Here is a 16,901-nt window from a genome sequence, read left to right on the forward strand (position 1 = left end):
CGGCTGCCCGAAAGGAACACATTCTGTGCATACATACGACAACCCTGTGATCAGCGGGTTCCACCCCGATCCGAGCGTGTGCCGGGTCGGTGACGACTACTACCTGGTGTGCTCCAGCTTCGAATACTTCCCCGGGCTGCCGATCTTCCACAGCAAGGACCTCGTGCACTGGGAGCAGATCGGCAACGTGCTCGACCGGCCCGGCCAACTGCCGCTGCCTCTCCCCGGCGCCAAGGCGTCCGGGGGCCTCTACGCCCCCACGATCCGGCACCATGACGGCCGTTACTGGGTCATCAACACCAATATCGACGGTGGCGGCAACTTCGTCGTCTCGGCCGAGCGGCCTGAGGGGCCGTGGAGCGACCCGGTGTGGATCGACCTGCACGGGATCGACCCCGATCTGGCGTGGGAGGAGGACGGCACCTGCTGGTGCGCGTTCTCCGGGCCCGAAGGCGGCATCAACATGGCCAGGATCGACCCGGTCAAGGGGGAGGTGCTGGAGGGGCCCTTTGCCACGTGGTCGGGCAGCGGCCTCAAGTATCCCGAGGCGCCCCACCTCTACCGCATCGGCGACTGGTGGTACCTGCTGATCGCGGAAGGCGGCACCGAACGCGGCCACAGCGTGTCCATCGCCCGCGGCCGCTCGCCGCGCGGTCCCTGGGAAGGCGCACCCGCCAACCCCCTGCTGTCCCACAGCGGTACCGCCCGCTCCATCCAGAACACCGGCCACGCCGACCTGGTGGAGGCTCCCGACGGCAGTTGGTGGATGGTGCTGCTCGGCGTCCGGCCCCGCGGCTTCACGCCCGACGTGCACGTGCTCGGCCGCGAGACGTTCCTGACCCCCGTGAAGTGGGACGAGGAGGGCTGGCCCGTCGTCGCGCCCGTTCCCGAGAGCCACGCGGCCCCGGGCGGTGCCTGGCACCCCGTTCCGGCCCTGCCCGCCCGCGACGACTTCGACGAGTCCGCTCTCGCTCCGCAGTGGGTCTCGCCGTTCACCCGTCCGGAGGGCTCCTGGTCGCTCACCGAGCGCCCTGGCTGGCTGGCCCTCTACGCCACCGGCGCCACCCTCGACCGCCCCGGGTACACCTTCGTCGGCCGCCGCCAGCAACACCACGACTGCAGCGTCACCGCAGCGATCGACCCGGGTACGGGACGCGGCGGCCTCTGCGTGCGCCTGGACGAAGCCCACCACTACGAACTGGAGGTCGGGAACGGAGAGGCCAGCGTCGTCGCCCGGATCGGGCCGCTGCGCCAGACCGTGGCCAGCCGACCGGTCCCGTCCGGGCCGCTGACCATCACCGTCGCGATCCGGACGAACGACCTTGTGCCCGCGTCGCCCGAACTCACCGATGGCGGGACCACCGGCCCTGACACCGTCGCCTTCTGGGCTGGCGATCCCGACACCGCGGACACCCAGCCACTCGTCGAACTGGACGGGCGCTACCTGTCCACCGAGGTCGCCTGCGGCTTCACCGGCCGCGTTATCGGCATGTACGCCACCGAGGGCACGGTCGCCTTCGACTGGTTCGAGTACGCCCCGGCCTCGGCGCCCTCCGCTTGACGCCTGGCGTTCGGCCGCGTGCGACACCTGCGTCCGTGCGGGCGCCGCACGCGGCATGCCACGAGACCGCCCCGTCAAAGGGAGTGGCCGACGAAGCCGACCTGGACGCGCCAGTGGCGGCGAGCACATGGTCGACGAAGGACGAGAGCTGCTGGGCGCCCTCAGCGATGTCACAGGTCACCGAGACTCGTGCAGAAAGCGTCGGCGTTCACGACTCCGTTGGGAAAGTCGTGATTTCGAGCGGGCCTGTGTCGTTCGTCCTGCTGAGGGCTATGGTCGTGGGCGGGGCAGGGGGGATCGGGATGTCGCTGGAGTCGCGGTCGGATGACGGGGTGCCTGAGCTGGCGGCTCGGGTGGTGCGGGCCTCGTTCCCCAAGGGGACCTCGGCCATTCGAATCCGGGACGTTCTTGGCGCGCTGTTCACGGACGAGGATTTCGCCGGGGGCCTTCCTGGCCGGGGCAGCTGGTAGCCAGCCGCGTCGTCGGTGAAGCGGCGCTTGGCACGTAACTCGCCGGCGTCGTCGACCAGGGCGACGTCGTGGTGCCGTTCCGCCCAGTTGATTCCACAGTAGATCAAGTTGCTCCCGCCCCATGGTGCGGGTATTTGCGCTGTTCACGAGCGCATGCGGGCCATGCAGCGACCTCATCCAGGACTCGGTGCCGGTGCGGGTGAAGCCGGTACGGGCGACGGCCACGGTCAGGAGGTCGGCGTCCCGCTCAAGGTCGGGGGCCCGGCCGAGGACGGCCTCAAGGCTCTGCACCTCCAGGTAGCGGAAGCCGAAGTGGCTGAAGCTCTGCTCCCAGGCCTGGGTCCGGGTTCCGCCGACGGTGTAGTAGTGCGTCTGGATCGCGACGGTCTCGCCGGTCTGTCGATGCGCGCGGTCGCCAAGGAACTGCGCATGAGCACGATGGGGCTCTACCGCTACGTGGCCGACCGCGAAGAACTCGAACGGCTGGTGGTCGAGTCCGTGCTGGGAACCGTCGACACCGAGCCGCCACCCTCAGACATGCCATGGCAGGAGCAGATCGAGACCCTGGTACGGCGCCTGCGCGACGCCGTCAGCGCCCATCCCGCCGTCGTACCGCTGACGATCACCCACCGGCACCGGTCCCACGGGGTGCTGCGCTGGTCGGAAACGGTGCTCACTGTTCTGGCCGAAGCCGGCTTCGACGGCACACCACTCGTCATCGCACTGCGGGCCTTGCTGAGCTACGTCATCGGAGCCATCCAACAGGAGCACCTGGGGCCCTTGGCCGGCGAGGGCACGGCCGCCATCTCCGCACTGCCACCGACCGAGTTCCCGCGCCTGGCCGAGACCGCGCACCACGCGCAGGTCGTGGCCGCCGGCCAAGAGTTCTTCGGCGGCCTCGCCGCGCTGATGCGCGGCCTAAGCAGGTAACCGACACGGCCTCGGTCAGCGATCATCGCGGCCTGGCATCCGAGGTCGCGTCCACGCAGTCCGCGATCTACGCAGGCTCGCGGGGGCAGGCAGTGCCGCAGACGCCTCTAGAGACGCCGGACTTTGCAGAAGCAAGGAGTGCGACCCGGTTGCCGCGGAGAGGCCCCGAGGGGCCCGCTGCGCATCGGCCGTAAGGGCGTGTCGTGACCACGCCCTTCCTCCGGACGCTTCGTGGGAGGACAACCGAGTGCAATGGCGCCCACGCAGGAGCTGTGACCCACCCATCCGGAATCCCCGCCAACCCGCACCTGCAGGGCTTCTCATCGAACGCCGCTCTCACACGCCCTCTCACGCGCCTGTCACCAACTACGTCGAAACAGCGGTGGAAGCCTTTGAATCACGCCCGGACGCCGAGATCATCACCAGCTTTCCCGGACTCGGATCGCTCACCGGCGCCCGGGTCCTCGCAGAGATCGGAGACGACCAATCCCGCTTCACCGACGCCGGCGGACTCAAAGCCTTCGCCGGAGCAGCGCCAGTCACCCGAGCGTCCGGCAAGAGAGTCGCGGTCATGGCACGCCGGGTCAAAAACCAACGGTTGGCCTCCGTCGGCTACGTCTGGGCCTTCGCCGCGCTGACCGCCTCAACCGGCGCCCGCGCCCACTACGACCGCAGACGAGCCAACGGAGACCGCCACACCGCCGCACAAGGCAACCTCTTCAACCGCATGCTCGGCTGCCTCCACCACTGCCTCACCAAGCGCACCGTCTATGACGAGGGCACGACCTTCCCGCCCTCTGGATCCCCTGCGCTGAGGGCCGCTGCTTGAGGCATTCAGCCCGGCAGAGGAAGCAACCTGCCGCTCCAATGCTCGTCGTCAACGTCGTCTGGTTGCCTCAGCCGGATGTCAAAAGCGTTCTCTACCAGTGCCAGGACGCTGTGCAGGGGCGCGACCTGGCCAGGAACGAGCCCAAGGGGCCTCATGACGTCCTCAAGCCTTGCCGGATCCCGCCCGATCGGCTCGATCACCTGGAGCGTGTGGAAGTCGACGATGATCTCGCCGCCTACCGCGTACTTGAACCAGTGCATCGGCTTCTCGTTGTAGTGAAGCACCACGGCCTCCGTGCCCACGGAGACGCGACTCAAGATCCTCTCATCGAGTCCATGAACACCGCCCTGTTCCCATGCCCACGTCCACGAGCCGTCGATGCCGCTGGTGACGATGGGTTCTTCATCGTCGAACAGGTCGTCACCCAAGTCGTCCACCAGGTCTACGGCGAATCGAAGCGCCAAGGTCTCCGGGTCCACCCCCATGCGGTTGAGCAGCTCCGCAGGGGGCAGATCCCGCACGAAGGTCAGCGTGTAGATGGGGAAATCGCCCTCTCGGAACAAGTCCAGTCCGCGGCCCATCCCTGCGCTCGTCATGCCGTGGATGCTGCCACACACCACCGACACGCCCCCCAGACCGCCGCCGTTGACAGATCAACCGCATCGGATGTCTTTTCCGTGCCCCGGCGGCGTGCTGGTGGGCCCGGCTGGCGGTGGAGTCGATGTTGAGGTCCCAGGTGATGAGCTCCCTGGCGTCGGCCTGGGCCTGCAGTTCCGCCAAGATCCGCTGCCAGGTGCCGTCCCGCTGCCAGCGGCGGAACAGGTCGTACGACCTGGCCCAGGGCCCGTACCGCTCCGGTACGTCCCGCCACGGGACGCCGGTGCGGGTACGGAACCGTATGCCGTCGATCAGCTGCCGCCTGGTCCATCTCAGTGGACGCCCCGGCTTCTTGCCCCGGGGCAACAGCGGTTCCAGGCGGGCCCACTGCGTATCCGTCAGATCTCCACGTGTCGCGGCGCAAGATCATCTCACCTCAAGATCCACTTTCGATACGCGCCCTAGATGTGCCCTAGATGTGCCCTAGATGTTCTTCGCGGCGTCGACCCGCGTGAAGCCGGTGATCCGGGTCGCGCCGCTGAGCACAGGCGTCTGCCCCGCGGCCGCCCGGTACACCACCGGGTGGCCGGGCCGCCTGGAGTCCTGGACGCCGAGGCGGAAGGGAGCGGTGAGCCGGTAGGTCCCGCCCTCCAGTTCGACCACGACGTCGCCGGAGGCATGCGGGACGAGAGATCTCGCGCGGTCGCGAGCGGTTTCGAGACCGCATGGACTGCGGTCACTGCACGCCGAACCACGCCCGTCGGGCGCGACATACAAGGTGTCCGCCGCGTGAGCGGACTCGTCGGCAGCGACGGCTTCGGGTGGGTCGCCGGTGAAACCGAGACAAGCCACGGCGGCAGCAAGGCACGCGGCGACAACGGTACGCATGGTCGATCTCCCACAGGACGAGCGACGACCAAAACATCCGATGAATGTATGGAACCGTGGGCCCAAGTCCCAGATCTAGACGGAAATTATCTGCCATCATCCGATCTCTCTGGAAAGGAGTGCGGCAATTTCGTCGTCGGCAGGGTCGTCCGAACGGTCCGTCCGGGGGGCGTGTGCCCCCGGACGGACCGCTCTTGCCTCGCGTGCGAGGGTGGCGGTGCGTCAGCGCAGGCCGAACGCCCGGATCACCGTCTGGTGCACCGCGTTGCCCGCCGAGTCCCGGGCGCTCGCCCTGAGTGAGACATAGGACGCCTTCTTCGGCGCGTCCAGGCGGAACCGCCCGGCATGGTCGCTGGTGACCCGGTGCCACGTCGTGCCGTCGTCGTAGGACATCTCCAGGGTGACCGCGCCGAGCCGGCCGGCGCCGACGGCGCCCGGTAGCTGAGCGGCGGTGGCGGACAGGCAGTCGTGCCGTCCGGCCCGCCCGGCCGGGTCGGTGCCGACCTCGTAGTCGATCTGCACCAGCGGCAGCACCGCGGCGGAGCCGTCCGCCGGCGCCTTCGAGGTGAAGTCCCACTCGGTGCGCGTACTGGAGGAGTACGGGGTGAACGCCACGTCGCGCTTGCTGGTGACGACCAGCCGGTACGGGAGTCTTCCGGCGCCGGGGGCGTCGCCCGAGACGTTCGTGAAGGTTCCCGTGCCCAGCTGGGTGGTGCCTTGGTAGAGGGTCTGGCGCTGCTCCGCTCCGCCGTCGATCTGGTTCATGCCGACGTGGGTGCGACTGCCCCAGGCCGGGGTGTCGAGGTACAGGTGGTCACCCGTGCGCGTGGGCAGACTGTAGGTGTCGTTCAGATAGGGCCGTTCGATCGGCTTGAACCACTCCTCCGACTGCGTGCTGCCCGCCCGGTAGGACGTCTTGGCCCCGGCTTCGAAGACCATGCCGTCCGCGTAGGCGCTCTGGCTCCAGCTGTTGTAGCCGCCGGTGGAGACCCAGTCGGTCCGCTTGCCCCGGACCGGCTCCGGCATCATCGAGCCGATCGCCCAGTCGTTGTAGGTGGGCCAGTCGAACCGGAACTCGCCGCCGGTGCTGCCCGGGGCGGGGCTGTCGAAGGTCTCGTCGATCCTCGCGAGGTTCTTGGCGCTGCCCTGCGCCACCAGGTGGGCGGGGATCTCGTTGTGCCAGGTCCGGTCGAGGTCGTAGACGTACGGGCTCACCGGCGAGGATCCGACCGTGACCGTGGCTCCCCGGGTCTGGGCCTGCTGTACGAGCCTCTCGCCCTCGTCGGTGCTGAGCAGGCCCACGTCGAGCCGGACGGGCGTCGAGCTGAACGGTGCGTTGTAGGAGCGGAAGCCGCGGCCGCCGACGTTGTTCACGACCAGCATGAGCTTCGCGCCCGCGGCCACCGCGGCGGCCGCCTGGCCCATGTCGGACACGTCGTCGTTACGGCGTACCACCACGGCCTTGCCGCGCACGTCGAGGTGAGCGTAGTCGGTGGTCGCGCCCTCCCTGGCGAAGACCAGCGGGAGCTTGACGGTGCCCTTGGGCAGGGGCGTGACGCCGTCCTGGCGCAGCACGTCGGTGAAGCCGGTCGTCCTGGTGGAGACGGACAGCGCGGGCTGCTCCTTGCGCCAGCGGGCCGCCAGGTAGAAGTCGCCGTGGGTGACCTTGTGGGTGGTCGGCTGGGCCCAGAGGCTGTCGTAGTTGGTCTGGGTCTCCATGTAGTCGCGCCAGACCTGGCCGCCCATCAGGCGGGTGTAGTCCAGCCGCTGGTAGGTCGTCTCGGACCGCTGAGGGGTCGTCATGTCAACGCGGTCGATCTTGGACGCGTCGAGCGTGACGGTGGTGTCGCGGTCCATGCGGACGTCGGGGTCGCCGAGCAGCGCCATGCCCCAGGAGTGGGGTCCGTGAACGCCCTGCACCGTCTTGAAGGACAGCACCGAGTACACGTCCTTCGGAAGGTACATCTGGCCCGTGCCGGAGTCGTCGATCTCGACGAACGCCGGTGAGTCGTCACCGGACCTGAGCAGTTCGACCACGCCTGACATCGGCCGCCCCTGGGCGTCCTTGAACCGCATGGTCAGCTTGTGCTCGACGTCCCCGAGGGAGACGGCGGTGTGCGCCGCGACCTCGCCGGCCGCGGTCTTCGCGACGACCTGGCCGGTGTACCGGCCGCCCGTGGTGACGTCCGAGCCGTCGATGGTCACGGTGACACCGGCGGTGCCGTACGCCGGCACGGTCACCTGGGAGGCGGAGAGCCGGAACACCCCGCTGGGGGCGTGTGCCGCCTCGACGCTCAGCGCGAGGGTGACGGGCTTGTCCGTGGTGTTGGTGTACGTCACCGGGCGGTGCACGCCGCCGGCGGGATTCTGCGGAACCTGCGCGGCGTACGCGGTCGCGGTGGCGAAGACTCCGGCGTGCGAGGCCGCGGCGACGTCGAGACGGCCGCTGCCCGCCTGGAAGGCGTCGTACTGCGGGGTCTGCCGGGAGCTGCTGGCCAGCAGGTCCTTCAGCTGGCTTCCGGTGAGGTCCGGGTGGGCGGCGGCCATCAGCGCGGCGGCGCCCGCCACGTGGGGCGTGGCCATGGATGTGCCGCTCATGGTCTGGTAGGCGCCCTCGCCATTGCCGTCGAACTGCGAGTTGGCCGCAAGGATGCCGACGCCGGGGGCGGTGATCTCCGGCTTCAGCGCGCCGTCCACGCGGGGGCCCTGGCTGGAGAACTCGGCCACGAAGTCGCCGGAGTCGACGGCCCCCACGGTCAGCGCGCCGCTCGCCGCGCCCGGTGCGCCGATGGTGTCGGGCGCCCCGGAGTTTCCTGCGGCGACGACGAACAGCGCGCCGGTCTCGGCGCTGAGCGTGTCGACGGCCTGGCTGAGGGGGTCGGTCCCGTCGGACGGCTGACCGTCGCCGAGGCTCATGTTGATGATCCTGGCGTGCTGGTCGACGGCGGCCCATTCCATGCCGGCCAGGACCCAGGAGGTCTGACCGGATCCCGTGTCGTCCAGCACCTTGCCGATGTCGAGGCGGGCGCCGGGGGCGACACCCTTCTCCTTGCCGTCGGAAGCCGCGCCGGTACCGGCGATGATGGACGCGACGTGCGTGCCGTGACCGAAGTGGTCGTCCGTGTTCTCGTCCGGTACGAAGCTCTGACGGTCCGCCACGCGGTCCGCGAGGTCCGGGTGTCCCGCGTCGACGCCGGTGTCCAGGACGGCCACGTCCACACCCTGTCCGGTGTTGCCGTTCGCCCAGACCTGGGGGGCGCCGATCTGCGCCGTGCTGTCGGCGAGGTCGGCGTGGACGAGGCCGTCCAGCCAGATGTGCGCGATCCCGTCGGCGAAGGCCGGTACGGCGGACTGCTTGCCGAATCCGTCGGCCGACGGCGTCGCGGTCACGGACTTCCAGAAGTCCGCGGCGTGCGCGCGGTCCGCGGTAAGGGCGGCGCCGTCGATGCCGGCGAGGGTACGGACGCGGGTGGCCCCGTCGGGCAGGGCGGCGGCCTTGGCGCGGGCGTCGGATGCGTGGGTGTAGGAGACGATGAGCGGCAGCCGGTCGCGGTGCGCGTCGTCGTACCTGTCGGCGATCATGGCCGTGATGTTGAACAGCTGCCGGTCCAGGATGCCCTTGGCGACGAACGGCAACACCGACTCGGGGAACACGTAGAGGCCGTCGCCCGACGTCAGGATGTGGGTCTGCACCGGGCGCCCGTCGGCGCCGCGGACGCTGACGACGCCTCCGGTCCCGTTGCCGGTGCCCGGGCTCTGCCGGGTGGTGACCACGGCTCCGGTGATCAGCGTCACGGAGTGGTCGCCCGCGGGCACCCGGTCGGATGTGGAGGCGGTGGACAGGGATGCGGTAGGCAGGTGGTCGGCGGCGGGACGGGCCGCCGAGGACGCGAAGGCCGTCGCGTCGTAGGGGCCGGACAGCGCCAACGCCAGGGCGCCGGCGGCAACCGGCACACTCCAGCGTCTGCGGTGGTGCGCTTTCACAGGGTCTCTCCCGGCTCGCGGTCGGGCAGAGCACGTTCGTCCTCTGCCTTCCAAGTGGCGCCGCCTGGCCGGTCGTAGACACCGAGGGTGCTCGGAACCCGTCCACAGGTGGCGTGAACGTTCAGAGTGAAAGCTTGTGAACGGCGAATGTCTAGATCAAACTCGTGTCGTACATCGCCAGTTGGCGATTCGCGCCACGGCCGTACCGACAGCTCGACGGACGGCCATCGCTGGGAGGGCAACCGGTGCTGAGCACCCTGGGGATCAGCGAGTTCGACGAACAGGTCTACCGCACCTACCTCACCACGTCGGACCGGACGGCGGCCGAGATCGCCGAGACCCTGGGCACCACGCCCAGCCGGATCAGACGCGCCGTCTCCCGGTTGGTGGAACTGGGCATGCTGAGAAAGGAAGGACCCGGCCAGTACCGGCCGGTCAGCCCGCACACGGCGCTCAGGGCACTGCTCGCCAGACGCCGGGCCGAGACCGAGGCGGCGTTCACCGCCGTGTGGGGCACCGTCGACGATCTGGCGGACGACTACCGTGCCCATCGGCTGCAGGAGGATCCGACCGGACTGGTGGAGGTGATCACCGGCGAGGCGGAGATCACGCTGCGCGTCGCCGAGCTGATGCAGTCGGTCCGCACCCATTTCTGGGTGCTCGACCGTCCTCCCTATCTCGGCCCCTACAGCACCGAGTTGGAAGAGGCCCTGACGATGGACCTACTGGGCCGCGGCGTCGACATACGGTCGGTCTACACCCAGGAGGCGCTGGCACAGCCGGGCCGGTTCGAACTGATCACCCACCTCGCCCGGATCGGCGAGCAGGCCCGCATCCTGCCGACCCTGCCCTTCCGGCTACGCATCATGGACCGGCGCGTCGCGCTGGTCGCGCTGGTCCCGGGCCGCTACGACAGGATCGCCGTCGTCCACCAGTCGGGCCTGCTCGATGCGCTCCTCGAATTGTTCGACTCCTACTGGCAACGTGCGCAATCCCTCGTCGCGACCGCTCCGGCGACGCCCGACGGGCCGAGCCCACAGGACCTCCTGCTGCTGAAGATGATGCAGGCGGGTTACAAGGACCACGCGATCGCACGGCAGTTGGGGACGAGCGCGCGCACGGTGACCCGCCGGATCGGGGCGATCGCGTCCGGCCTCGGCCTCGAAACCCGCTTCCAGGTGGGAGTCGAGGCGGCCAAGAGAGGCTGGATCTAAGGGACCTCGGAAGCGTCCATGCGCGGCCCGAGGACATCGCTGGTGATGCGGTCAATGCCCGTCGCGTCGCAGACGGACTCCTCCAGAGGGCGAACGCCTCGGGAATCAGGCCGCAGCCGACGTCTTTGACCAGGGAGCCGGCGGCGTGTGACACGACCACTGCGGCGTGTCCGGTACCCCGGACCAACTCGACGAGGTCAGGTGCGAGGGAATCTCGGGGCGGGTCAGCGCGCCCGAAACGACCTCGACGATCTTCATCAGTGGCACGGTGCGGATACCGGTTTCGAGGAGGGCCGGCGGGCTGAGGTAGGTCCAGTCGGCGGGGTGGGTCCGGCATGCTTCCAGTTGGGCAGCGCTGGCCGCGGCGACGGCGCAGTAGGCGGGCACGGTACGTACCGGTTGCGGCGGAAGACCGCTGTCGTACGGTGGCCGCGGCCGGCGGCCTCCCCGACGACTCGGGAGCTGACCACGCTAACGGCTCTTCCGGCCAGGGACGTGGACACCTGGCGCAAGGGGCCTCGTCACGACACGTGTGACGGCGGAGGCGGCGTCACACGGGTCCGGGGGCTCCAGCGCCGTTGCCCGGGACGGCGCGTAGCGCGATGTCCACGGTGGCGTGGAGTGCCGCACGTCCCGCGCCTGCGGTCGCATGGACGGCGTTGCCCTCGCTGACGACCATGACGTAGCGGGCCAGCGCGAGTGGATCGGTGTCCGCGGGCAGGTCGCCCTCCGTGACGGCGCGGGCCAGCCGGTCGGCCAGCGCCCGTTCGCCGGCCAGCCGGCTTTCGGCGAGGAACCCGGCGATATGGCCGTTGTCGCCGCCTTCGGCGAGGCCGCCCTGGACGGAAAGGCATCCGGGCGGGCGGTCGGCGCGGGTGAGCGCGTCCGCGTTGGCCCGCAGGAAGGCCTCGATGACGGCGTACCCAGTGGGTCGGGTGAGTGCGTCTCGGGCATAGGCCATGTCCGCCTCGGCGTACCGGGCCACGGCGCGGCGGAACAGTTCTTCCTTGTTGCCGTAGGCCGCGTACATGCTGGTCCGGTTGATGCCCATGGCGTCGGTGAGATCGTTCAGCGACGCGCCTTCGTATCCCTGGCGCCAGAAGACCTCGACCGCGCGGTCGAGTGCCGCGTCGGCGTCGAAGCCCCGGGGTCTGCCCCGCTCAGCCATCCGCACCCCGTTCCGAGCCGTCCCGTAAATCTTAACCGGCCGGTACGGAAATAGTCCGCGGGGTGCCGTCGTTATTCGGTATCGAACGGTACGGAAATGGGGTGGTCGCCGTGGAACAGCGGAGCGAGCACCCCGGCCGGACCGGTCGTCCGATCCAGTGACACGCAACCCCACGCAAGGAGACACGACCATGGGACAGCTCGACGGCAAGACCGCCCTCGTCACCGGGGCCACCTCGGGCATCGGTCTGGCCGCCGCTCGGCGACTGGCCGCGGCAGGCGCGCACGTGTTCCTCACCGGGCGTCGCCAGCAGGCCCTGGACGAGGCGGTGGCCTCGATCGGCGACCGCGCCACCGGAGTCCGTGCCGACGTCGCGGACCTCGACGACCTCGACCGGCTGTTCGCCGTCGTCGGGGAGCGCGGCGGCCTCGACGTCGTGTTCGCCAACGCCGGCGGCGGAGCGTTCGCGGCGCTGCCCGACGTGACCTGGGATCACTACGCCGAGACGTTCAACACCAATGTCGGCGGGACCCTGTTCACCGTGCAGAAGGCGCTGCCGCTCCTCAGGACGGGCTCCTCGGTCATCCTGACCAGTTCCAACATCGACACCAAGGGGGCCGCGTCGTTCGGCGTGTACGCCGCCAGCAAGGCCGCCCTCCGCTCGCTCACCCGCAGCTGGGCCGCCGAACTCGTCACCCGGGGCATCCGCGTCAACAGCATCGCCCCCGGCCCGGTCGAGACCCCGGGCCTCAGCGGTCTGGCCGGCGACCCCGCATCCGCCGAGCAACTGCTCAAGGGCCTCGCCGCCGGGGTGCCGATGAACCGGCTCGGGCGCCCCGAGGAGATCGCCGAGACCGTACTGTTCCTCGCGTCCGACGCCAGCAGCTACATGACCGGCGCCGAGATCTACGTGGACGGCGGCGCCAGCCAGATCTGACCGGGGCCGCCGGCCGAGCGATCCGGCACCCCCTTCCCCATCGGCCCGACCGGGGCGGCGGCCGCGACCGCCGGTCCCGGCCGCCGCCCCGGCGACACCCATCGAGGAGCACCATGCACACCGTGACCGACCTGCTCGCCGCGAACCTGCACGAGGTCTTCGGCAACCGCGACCCCGGCTCCCGCCGCGCGGCCATCGAACGGATCTACACCGAGGACGTCGTGTTCACCGACCCGGAAGGCGTCAGCACGGGCTGGGACGCGCTCGAGGACAAGGCCCGCACCCTGCTCGACAAGGTCCCGCAGGACTTCGGCTTCACCGAGGACGGCCGCCGCTACGCCGGACCGCACGACGGCGCCCTCGCCTGGGCGTTCGGCCCCGAGGGCGAACCGGCGGCACGCGGCATCGACATCATCACCGTCCGGGACGGCAGGATCGCCACCCTGCTCACCGTGTTCACCGCCTGAGCCGACCGGCATTTCACCCGGTTGCGGTGAGCGGCCCCCGGTCCCGGGCCGTCAGGCGCGTCAACCACTGGATGGAGGTGGAAAGTCGGCGGCACAGAGGCTGAAGTCCCCAAGCGGACGCGGGGGCTGAGGCATGGCCGGTACGGCGGCGGCACGCCGGCCACGCCGAAGGCCTGGCCGGCGGGGCCGGGACACACGCACTCCCGGTCGCCGCTGGCACGCGCGGGGAATCGATGTGTGACGCCGGCGCGAGTGCCCGCCGCCCCGGTCACGTCGCCGGAGCGAGACGGCAATCCCTTCTCAGACACGGAAAATCGACACCCGCTCGGAGAGTCGCCGCCCGCTTGAACGCAGCGCTGCTGCCGGGCACCGGTGAACTGTTCAACAGCTCTGCCGCCAAGCGTGTTTGGTCCAGAACGTGCGAACCTGTTCACGCTCCTTCGGGCTTGGGCGCAACGTGTGACCAGTCCCGCGCTGCGAGATGTCGGCTTCGCGTGGCCTTCTGCCGCAGTCCTCGGCCGGAACACGGCGAAAGGCCCTCTCGGGCACAGGAGTTCACGCCCTGCGTCATCCTCTGCGTCCAGCAGGAGGCAGTTGCCGACTCTCACCTCGTGACCGACCCCTTCGCCTCGGTGTGCTCCAGGCCCGAGGTGACGACGGTCAAGCTCCTGGACGGGAACGAACGCGAGCGAAGCTCGGAAGACACTGCTGTCGAAGCCCTTCGCAGCAGGGGCCTCGTGTCAGCACTCAACCGGCTTCCCCGCCGGATGCGGCACACCGCGCGGCTGCGGGCACTTGACGCCCCACAGCCGGCATCGCACACCAATTCCGCATCAGCCCAGCACAGTGCCGGGCTGCCATGGCTCGCCTGCACATGGAGGGCCGCTATGACCGCGAGGCAGACGGCATGGCAGAGGTCACCGGCCGGTGTGCTGACAAACTCTTCCGCCCTACCGATACCTACAACAACCCCAACCCGCCTCGGCACACCAACAAGACCCTCTCCGAGCGTCACCACGCGCGGGCCTGCACGGCCGTGCAGGAGCGGACACGCAGTGTACGAGAAGGCTATTCTCATATTCGCGATACCGCATTACGCTTTCGGAGCCTCCGAGACCCGGCGACGCCCACCCCTACGTGCCTGCCAAGGGAGATTCCATGCCACAGACGGACTTCACCGGCCGACGAGTGCTCGTCGTCGGAGCGTCCTCCGGAATCGGGCGTTCCATCGCCCTCACCGCAGCCGCCGGCGGCGCACGCGTAGCTGTCGCGGCGCGGCGCAGGGACCTGCTGCAGACCGTCGCGAACCAAGCGGGCGCTCTGGCTGTACCGGCAGATCTCGCCGACCCCGACGACTGCGCGCGCATCGCCGAGCAGGCCCTCGCCGGGCTGGGCGGGATCGATCTGGTGGTGCACTGCGCCGCCGTATCCCCCATCACACCGATCACGAAGACCACCGCGCCGGTGTGGCAGCGGCTGTTCGCCACCAACGTCGTAGGGCCTCTCCTCGTCACCTCCCACCTGCTGCCCGAGCTCTCCCCCGGCAGTGTCACGGCCTTCGTCTCGTCACGAAGCGTGGGGCGCCCTTACCACGGTGTCGGCGCGTACAGCGCGAGCAAGGCCGCTCTGGACCAAGCGCTGCTGAGTCTGCGCCTGGAGCATCCCCGACACCGCTTCACCCGTGTGGAAGTGGGAGACACCGCGGGCACCGACTTCAACCGCGACTTCGATCTCGACACCCGCAAGGAGCTGCTGCCCCTCTGGCTGGCCCACGGCGCGCTCTCCGAAACGCTCCTCGACTGCGACGACGTCAGCGAACTCATCAGCGCCTCGCTCGCCCAGCTCCTCGACCGTCCCGGCATCAGCGCCAACAACCTGGTCTTCCACGGAGCGGGCGGCATCATCACCTCTCCTGACCAGCGACCGATGGTCGGAACACACGAAGGACGCCGGCACGCCCGCGCGGGGGCGGGCGGCCAGCAGGTCTGAGGGAGAACACCAGACCCCGGCGCGAGGACGGACCGAAGGGCTGGGCATCGCCCGCCCAGGACCTGCGCAGCCGCAGCGTCAGGATCCGGAAGGCTTCCGTTGGGTCCTCCGGCTGGTTTCTCGGAGGGGGAGGGCAATCGAACAGCACCGGGCCGGGGGGCCTCCCGAGGTGGTGGACATCTGCTACTCGCCTCATTGTAACTGCGCTGCACCGGGCGGTGCCCCGGACCAAGGAAGTCCGAGGCACCGTACAACCAGTGAGATGAAATCCGCCAGGAGCGAATGCGGTCAGCCGCGTCGTGGCCATCGGCGCGGGCCGCACCGATGGCCACGACGCGGGCAAGGTCGATCAGCGCACCGTACGGCGGGGCGACAGCTTCACCCGTGGCGTCCATGTACGCCGTGACGACCGCGGCACCGTACAGGGCGTTGTGTGCCGGGAGGGGCGCAGTCGGATGAGGGCGTGCATCAGAGGCTGGTCAACGAGCAGCTGATCTACCGTCAATGCGCGTCCTGCGCCAGTCGTCTTCCTGATCTTGAAGAGCACCATGTGCCCGACGAGTGGACGCCGCGCAGGGCATAGGCGGCCAAAGGCCGCGGTCGCTACCGTCGCAGCCAGGTCCCCCGTCGCCCAAGGGCCGCACCCTGCTGGCAGTCCGGCCTGCGCCGGATGCGATCCGCGCGCCGCCGCCGTCCCCAGGCGACTCCCGGGCCGTGGCCCACACGTCGACCGGAGCCCCGTCTGCGAGGCCATCCCCATGGCTTGACGGGCTATTGGAGCAAAGCCCAACGCACCATGTTCGCCTGATCCGCCCTTTCGCCCACTGGCACGTTCTCCTCCGAGCACGTCGCAACGCGCGACGGCGAAGAATCACATACGGCTCCAGCGAGTTCATGAAGTCCAGGATCAGAATCGCGTTGCGTTTTCTGACCCGGCTCGACGAGCAAGACAAGTCGCTCGACGCGCTGTGCCAGGAAGTCATCGACTGCCGGCTCATCTCCGACCCCCGCCAGCGATACACCGTTCGCTGCTTCCTGGACTGGGCGGTCCGCCGCCGCATCGTCGGCTCGATTGCGGTTCCGGCACCCCGCGATGGGCACCCTGTGCAATTCATCGATGACGACCGGTGCCCCCAACTGCTCAGACGCTGCCTCAACGACGTCGATCTCCCGGTCGACGTCCGGGTCGCCGGCGCCTTGGTCCTGCTCTTCGGCGTCACTGTCCAACGCGTTCTGCAACTGCAGCCAGAAGACCTCAACCGCGGGAATGACCGCGTTGATCTGAGGCTCGGGGATAAACTCCTCGTGCTCCCACCGCGCCTGGCTCGATTGGTGCTTGAGCTTGCCGAATCACCTCGCGATCGATCGGCTGTGGGCCGAGCCATTGCCGCCACTCAGTTCCTTTTCCCCGGCAGGGTCCCTGGCCGACCCGCCCATGCAGCTGCCTTTGCGAACAAGCTCAACCGGCACGGCATCAAGATCACGGCAGTCCGCAACACCGCTCGCATCGCACTGGCTCTCGTTCTCCCCGCTGCCGTCCTCGCTGGCCTCTTCGACATGCACATCAACACTGCTGTCCGTCGGGTGCATCGGGCGAAGAGGGACTGGAGCAGCTACATCGCGGCGCGAGCCGAGGACCTCAACCCCACATCGGCGCGACGTCCGGTCCCGGCGCATCGGACGATCGTTCGGTGGCTGATGAGAAGCGTTGCCTCACCCTTCGCGTTGTCGTTCCTGATCCCGCGCAGAGGCGTGCAAACGTGGGGGGTTCGGGCGCTGGTTGATGGTAAAGACATCCTGGCTGACGCATTTGCAGCGGGTCCGGGCGTAGATCCTCAGTACCTCTTGGTGCCGGACGGTCCTCCCG

The 16,901-nt window shown here is 69.4% G+C and carries 13 protein-coding genes and 3 pseudogenes; 9 read left to right on the top strand and 7 right to left on the bottom strand.

Going from position 1 to position 16,901, the window contains the following annotated elements; genetic code table 11:
• The first annotated feature begins 25 nt into the window (after positions 1 to 25).
• Together ACIRR9_RS53490 and ACIRR9_RS53495 are read left to right on the top strand one after the other, a co-directional pair.
• A complete protein-coding gene (locus ACIRR9_RS53490; protein ID WP_403768578.1) occupies positions 26 to 1,561 on the top strand; it encodes a glycoside hydrolase family 43 protein in 1,536 nt (511 codons plus the stop codon).
• Between the two features lie 83 nt (positions 1,562 to 1,644).
• Complete coding sequence (locus tag ACIRR9_RS53495) at positions 1,645 to 2,031, top strand: hypothetical protein (RefSeq protein WP_403768613.1); 387 nt, start codon at positions 1,645 to 1,647, stop codon at positions 2,029 to 2,031.
• A gap of 333 nt (positions 2,032 to 2,364) precedes the next feature.
• Here ACIRR9_RS53495 and ACIRR9_RS53500 read toward each other — a convergent pair.
• Positions 2,365 to 2,409 (bottom strand): annotated as a pseudogene (locus ACIRR9_RS53500) (hypothetical protein); the annotation flags it as partial.
• Positions 2,410 to 2,433: 24 nt separating this feature from the next.
• On the opposite strand from ACIRR9_RS53500, the gene ACIRR9_RS53505 reads away from it, so the two are divergent.
• Positions 2,434 to 2,961, top strand: a complete 528-nt coding sequence (locus ACIRR9_RS53505; protein WP_403768607.1) for a TetR/AcrR family transcriptional regulator C-terminal domain-containing protein — start codon at positions 2,434 to 2,436, stop codon at positions 2,959 to 2,961.
• A 385-nt stretch (positions 2,962 to 3,346) separates the two neighbouring features.
• A pseudogene (locus ACIRR9_RS53510) lies at positions 3,347 to 3,790 on the top strand (transposase); the annotation flags it as partial.
• Positions 3,791 to 3,795: 5 nt separating this feature from the next.
• Here ACIRR9_RS53510 and ACIRR9_RS53515 read toward each other — a convergent pair.
• The 4 genes from ACIRR9_RS53515 to ACIRR9_RS53530 all read right to left on the bottom strand — a co-directional run bounded on the left by ACIRR9_RS53515 (position 3,796) and on the right by ACIRR9_RS53530 (position 9,259).
• Positions 3,796 to 4,329, bottom strand: a complete 534-nt coding sequence (locus ACIRR9_RS53515; protein ID WP_403768610.1) for a DUF6461 domain-containing protein — start codon at positions 4,327 to 4,329, stop codon at positions 3,796 to 3,798.
• On the bottom strand, positions 4,211 to 4,753 hold the full coding sequence (locus tag ACIRR9_RS53520; RefSeq protein ID WP_403768581.1) for a transposase: 543 nt from the start codon (positions 4,751 to 4,753) through the stop codon (positions 4,211 to 4,213). The genes ACIRR9_RS53515 and ACIRR9_RS53520 overlap by 119 nt, the downstream gene beginning before the upstream one ends.
• A 117-nt stretch (positions 4,754 to 4,870) precedes the next feature.
• Positions 4,871 to 5,275 (bottom strand): hypothetical protein, encoded by a 405-nt coding sequence (locus tag ACIRR9_RS53525; protein ID WP_403768583.1) that lies wholly within the window; start codon positions 5,273 to 5,275, stop codon positions 4,871 to 4,873.
• 222 nt (positions 5,276 to 5,497) lie between these two features.
• The gene (locus ACIRR9_RS53530) at positions 5,498 to 9,259 is read right to left on the bottom strand and encodes a S8 family serine peptidase (protein WP_403768586.1); all 3,762 of its coding nucleotides are present in this window, start codon (positions 9,257 to 9,259) and stop codon (positions 5,498 to 5,500) included.
• 245 nt (positions 9,260 to 9,504) lie between these two features.
• Between ACIRR9_RS53530 and ACIRR9_RS53535 the strand changes: the two genes are divergently transcribed.
• Positions 9,505 to 10,473 (top strand): helix-turn-helix domain-containing protein, encoded by a 969-nt coding sequence (locus ACIRR9_RS53535; RefSeq protein WP_403768589.1) that lies wholly within the window; start codon positions 9,505 to 9,507, stop codon positions 10,471 to 10,473.
• Positions 10,474 to 10,578: 105 nt separating this feature from the next.
• Here ACIRR9_RS53535 and ACIRR9_RS53540 read toward each other — a convergent pair whose 3' ends face one another.
• Positions 10,579 to 10,860, bottom strand: a complete 282-nt coding sequence (locus tag ACIRR9_RS53540; RefSeq protein WP_403768592.1) for a hypothetical protein — start codon at positions 10,858 to 10,860, stop codon at positions 10,579 to 10,581.
• Between the two features lie 163 nt (positions 10,861 to 11,023).
• Complete coding sequence (locus ACIRR9_RS53545; protein ID WP_403768595.1) at positions 11,024 to 11,641, bottom strand: TetR/AcrR family transcriptional regulator; 618 nt, start codon at positions 11,639 to 11,641, stop codon at positions 11,024 to 11,026.
• 190 nt (positions 11,642 to 11,831) lie between these two features.
• Between ACIRR9_RS53545 and ACIRR9_RS53550 the strand changes: the two genes are divergently transcribed.
• The 4 genes and pseudogenes from ACIRR9_RS53550 to ACIRR9_RS53565 form a co-directional block, all read left to right on the top strand.
• Positions 11,832 to 12,578, top strand: a complete 747-nt coding sequence (locus ACIRR9_RS53550) for an SDR family oxidoreductase (protein WP_403768598.1) — start codon at positions 11,832 to 11,834, stop codon at positions 12,576 to 12,578.
• A gap of 113 nt (positions 12,579 to 12,691) precedes the next feature.
• Entirely contained in the window at positions 12,692 to 13,045 is a 354-nt protein-coding gene (locus ACIRR9_RS53555; protein WP_365351543.1) for a nuclear transport factor 2 family protein, read from the top strand.
• Between the two features lie 1,158 nt (positions 13,046 to 14,203).
• A complete protein-coding gene (locus tag ACIRR9_RS53560) occupies positions 14,204 to 15,034 on the top strand; it encodes an SDR family NAD(P)-dependent oxidoreductase (RefSeq protein ID WP_403768601.1) in 831 nt (276 codons plus the stop codon).
• A gap of 894 nt (positions 15,035 to 15,928) precedes the next feature.
• A pseudogene (locus tag ACIRR9_RS53565) lies at positions 15,929 to 16,901 on the top strand (hypothetical protein); the annotation flags it as partial.

Origin of the sequence: Streptomyces sp. NPDC101234, assembly GCF_044767525.1 — a bacterium.
Taxonomy (GTDB): Bacteria; Actinomycetota; Actinomycetes; order Streptomycetales; family Streptomycetaceae; genus Streptomyces; species Streptomyces sasae.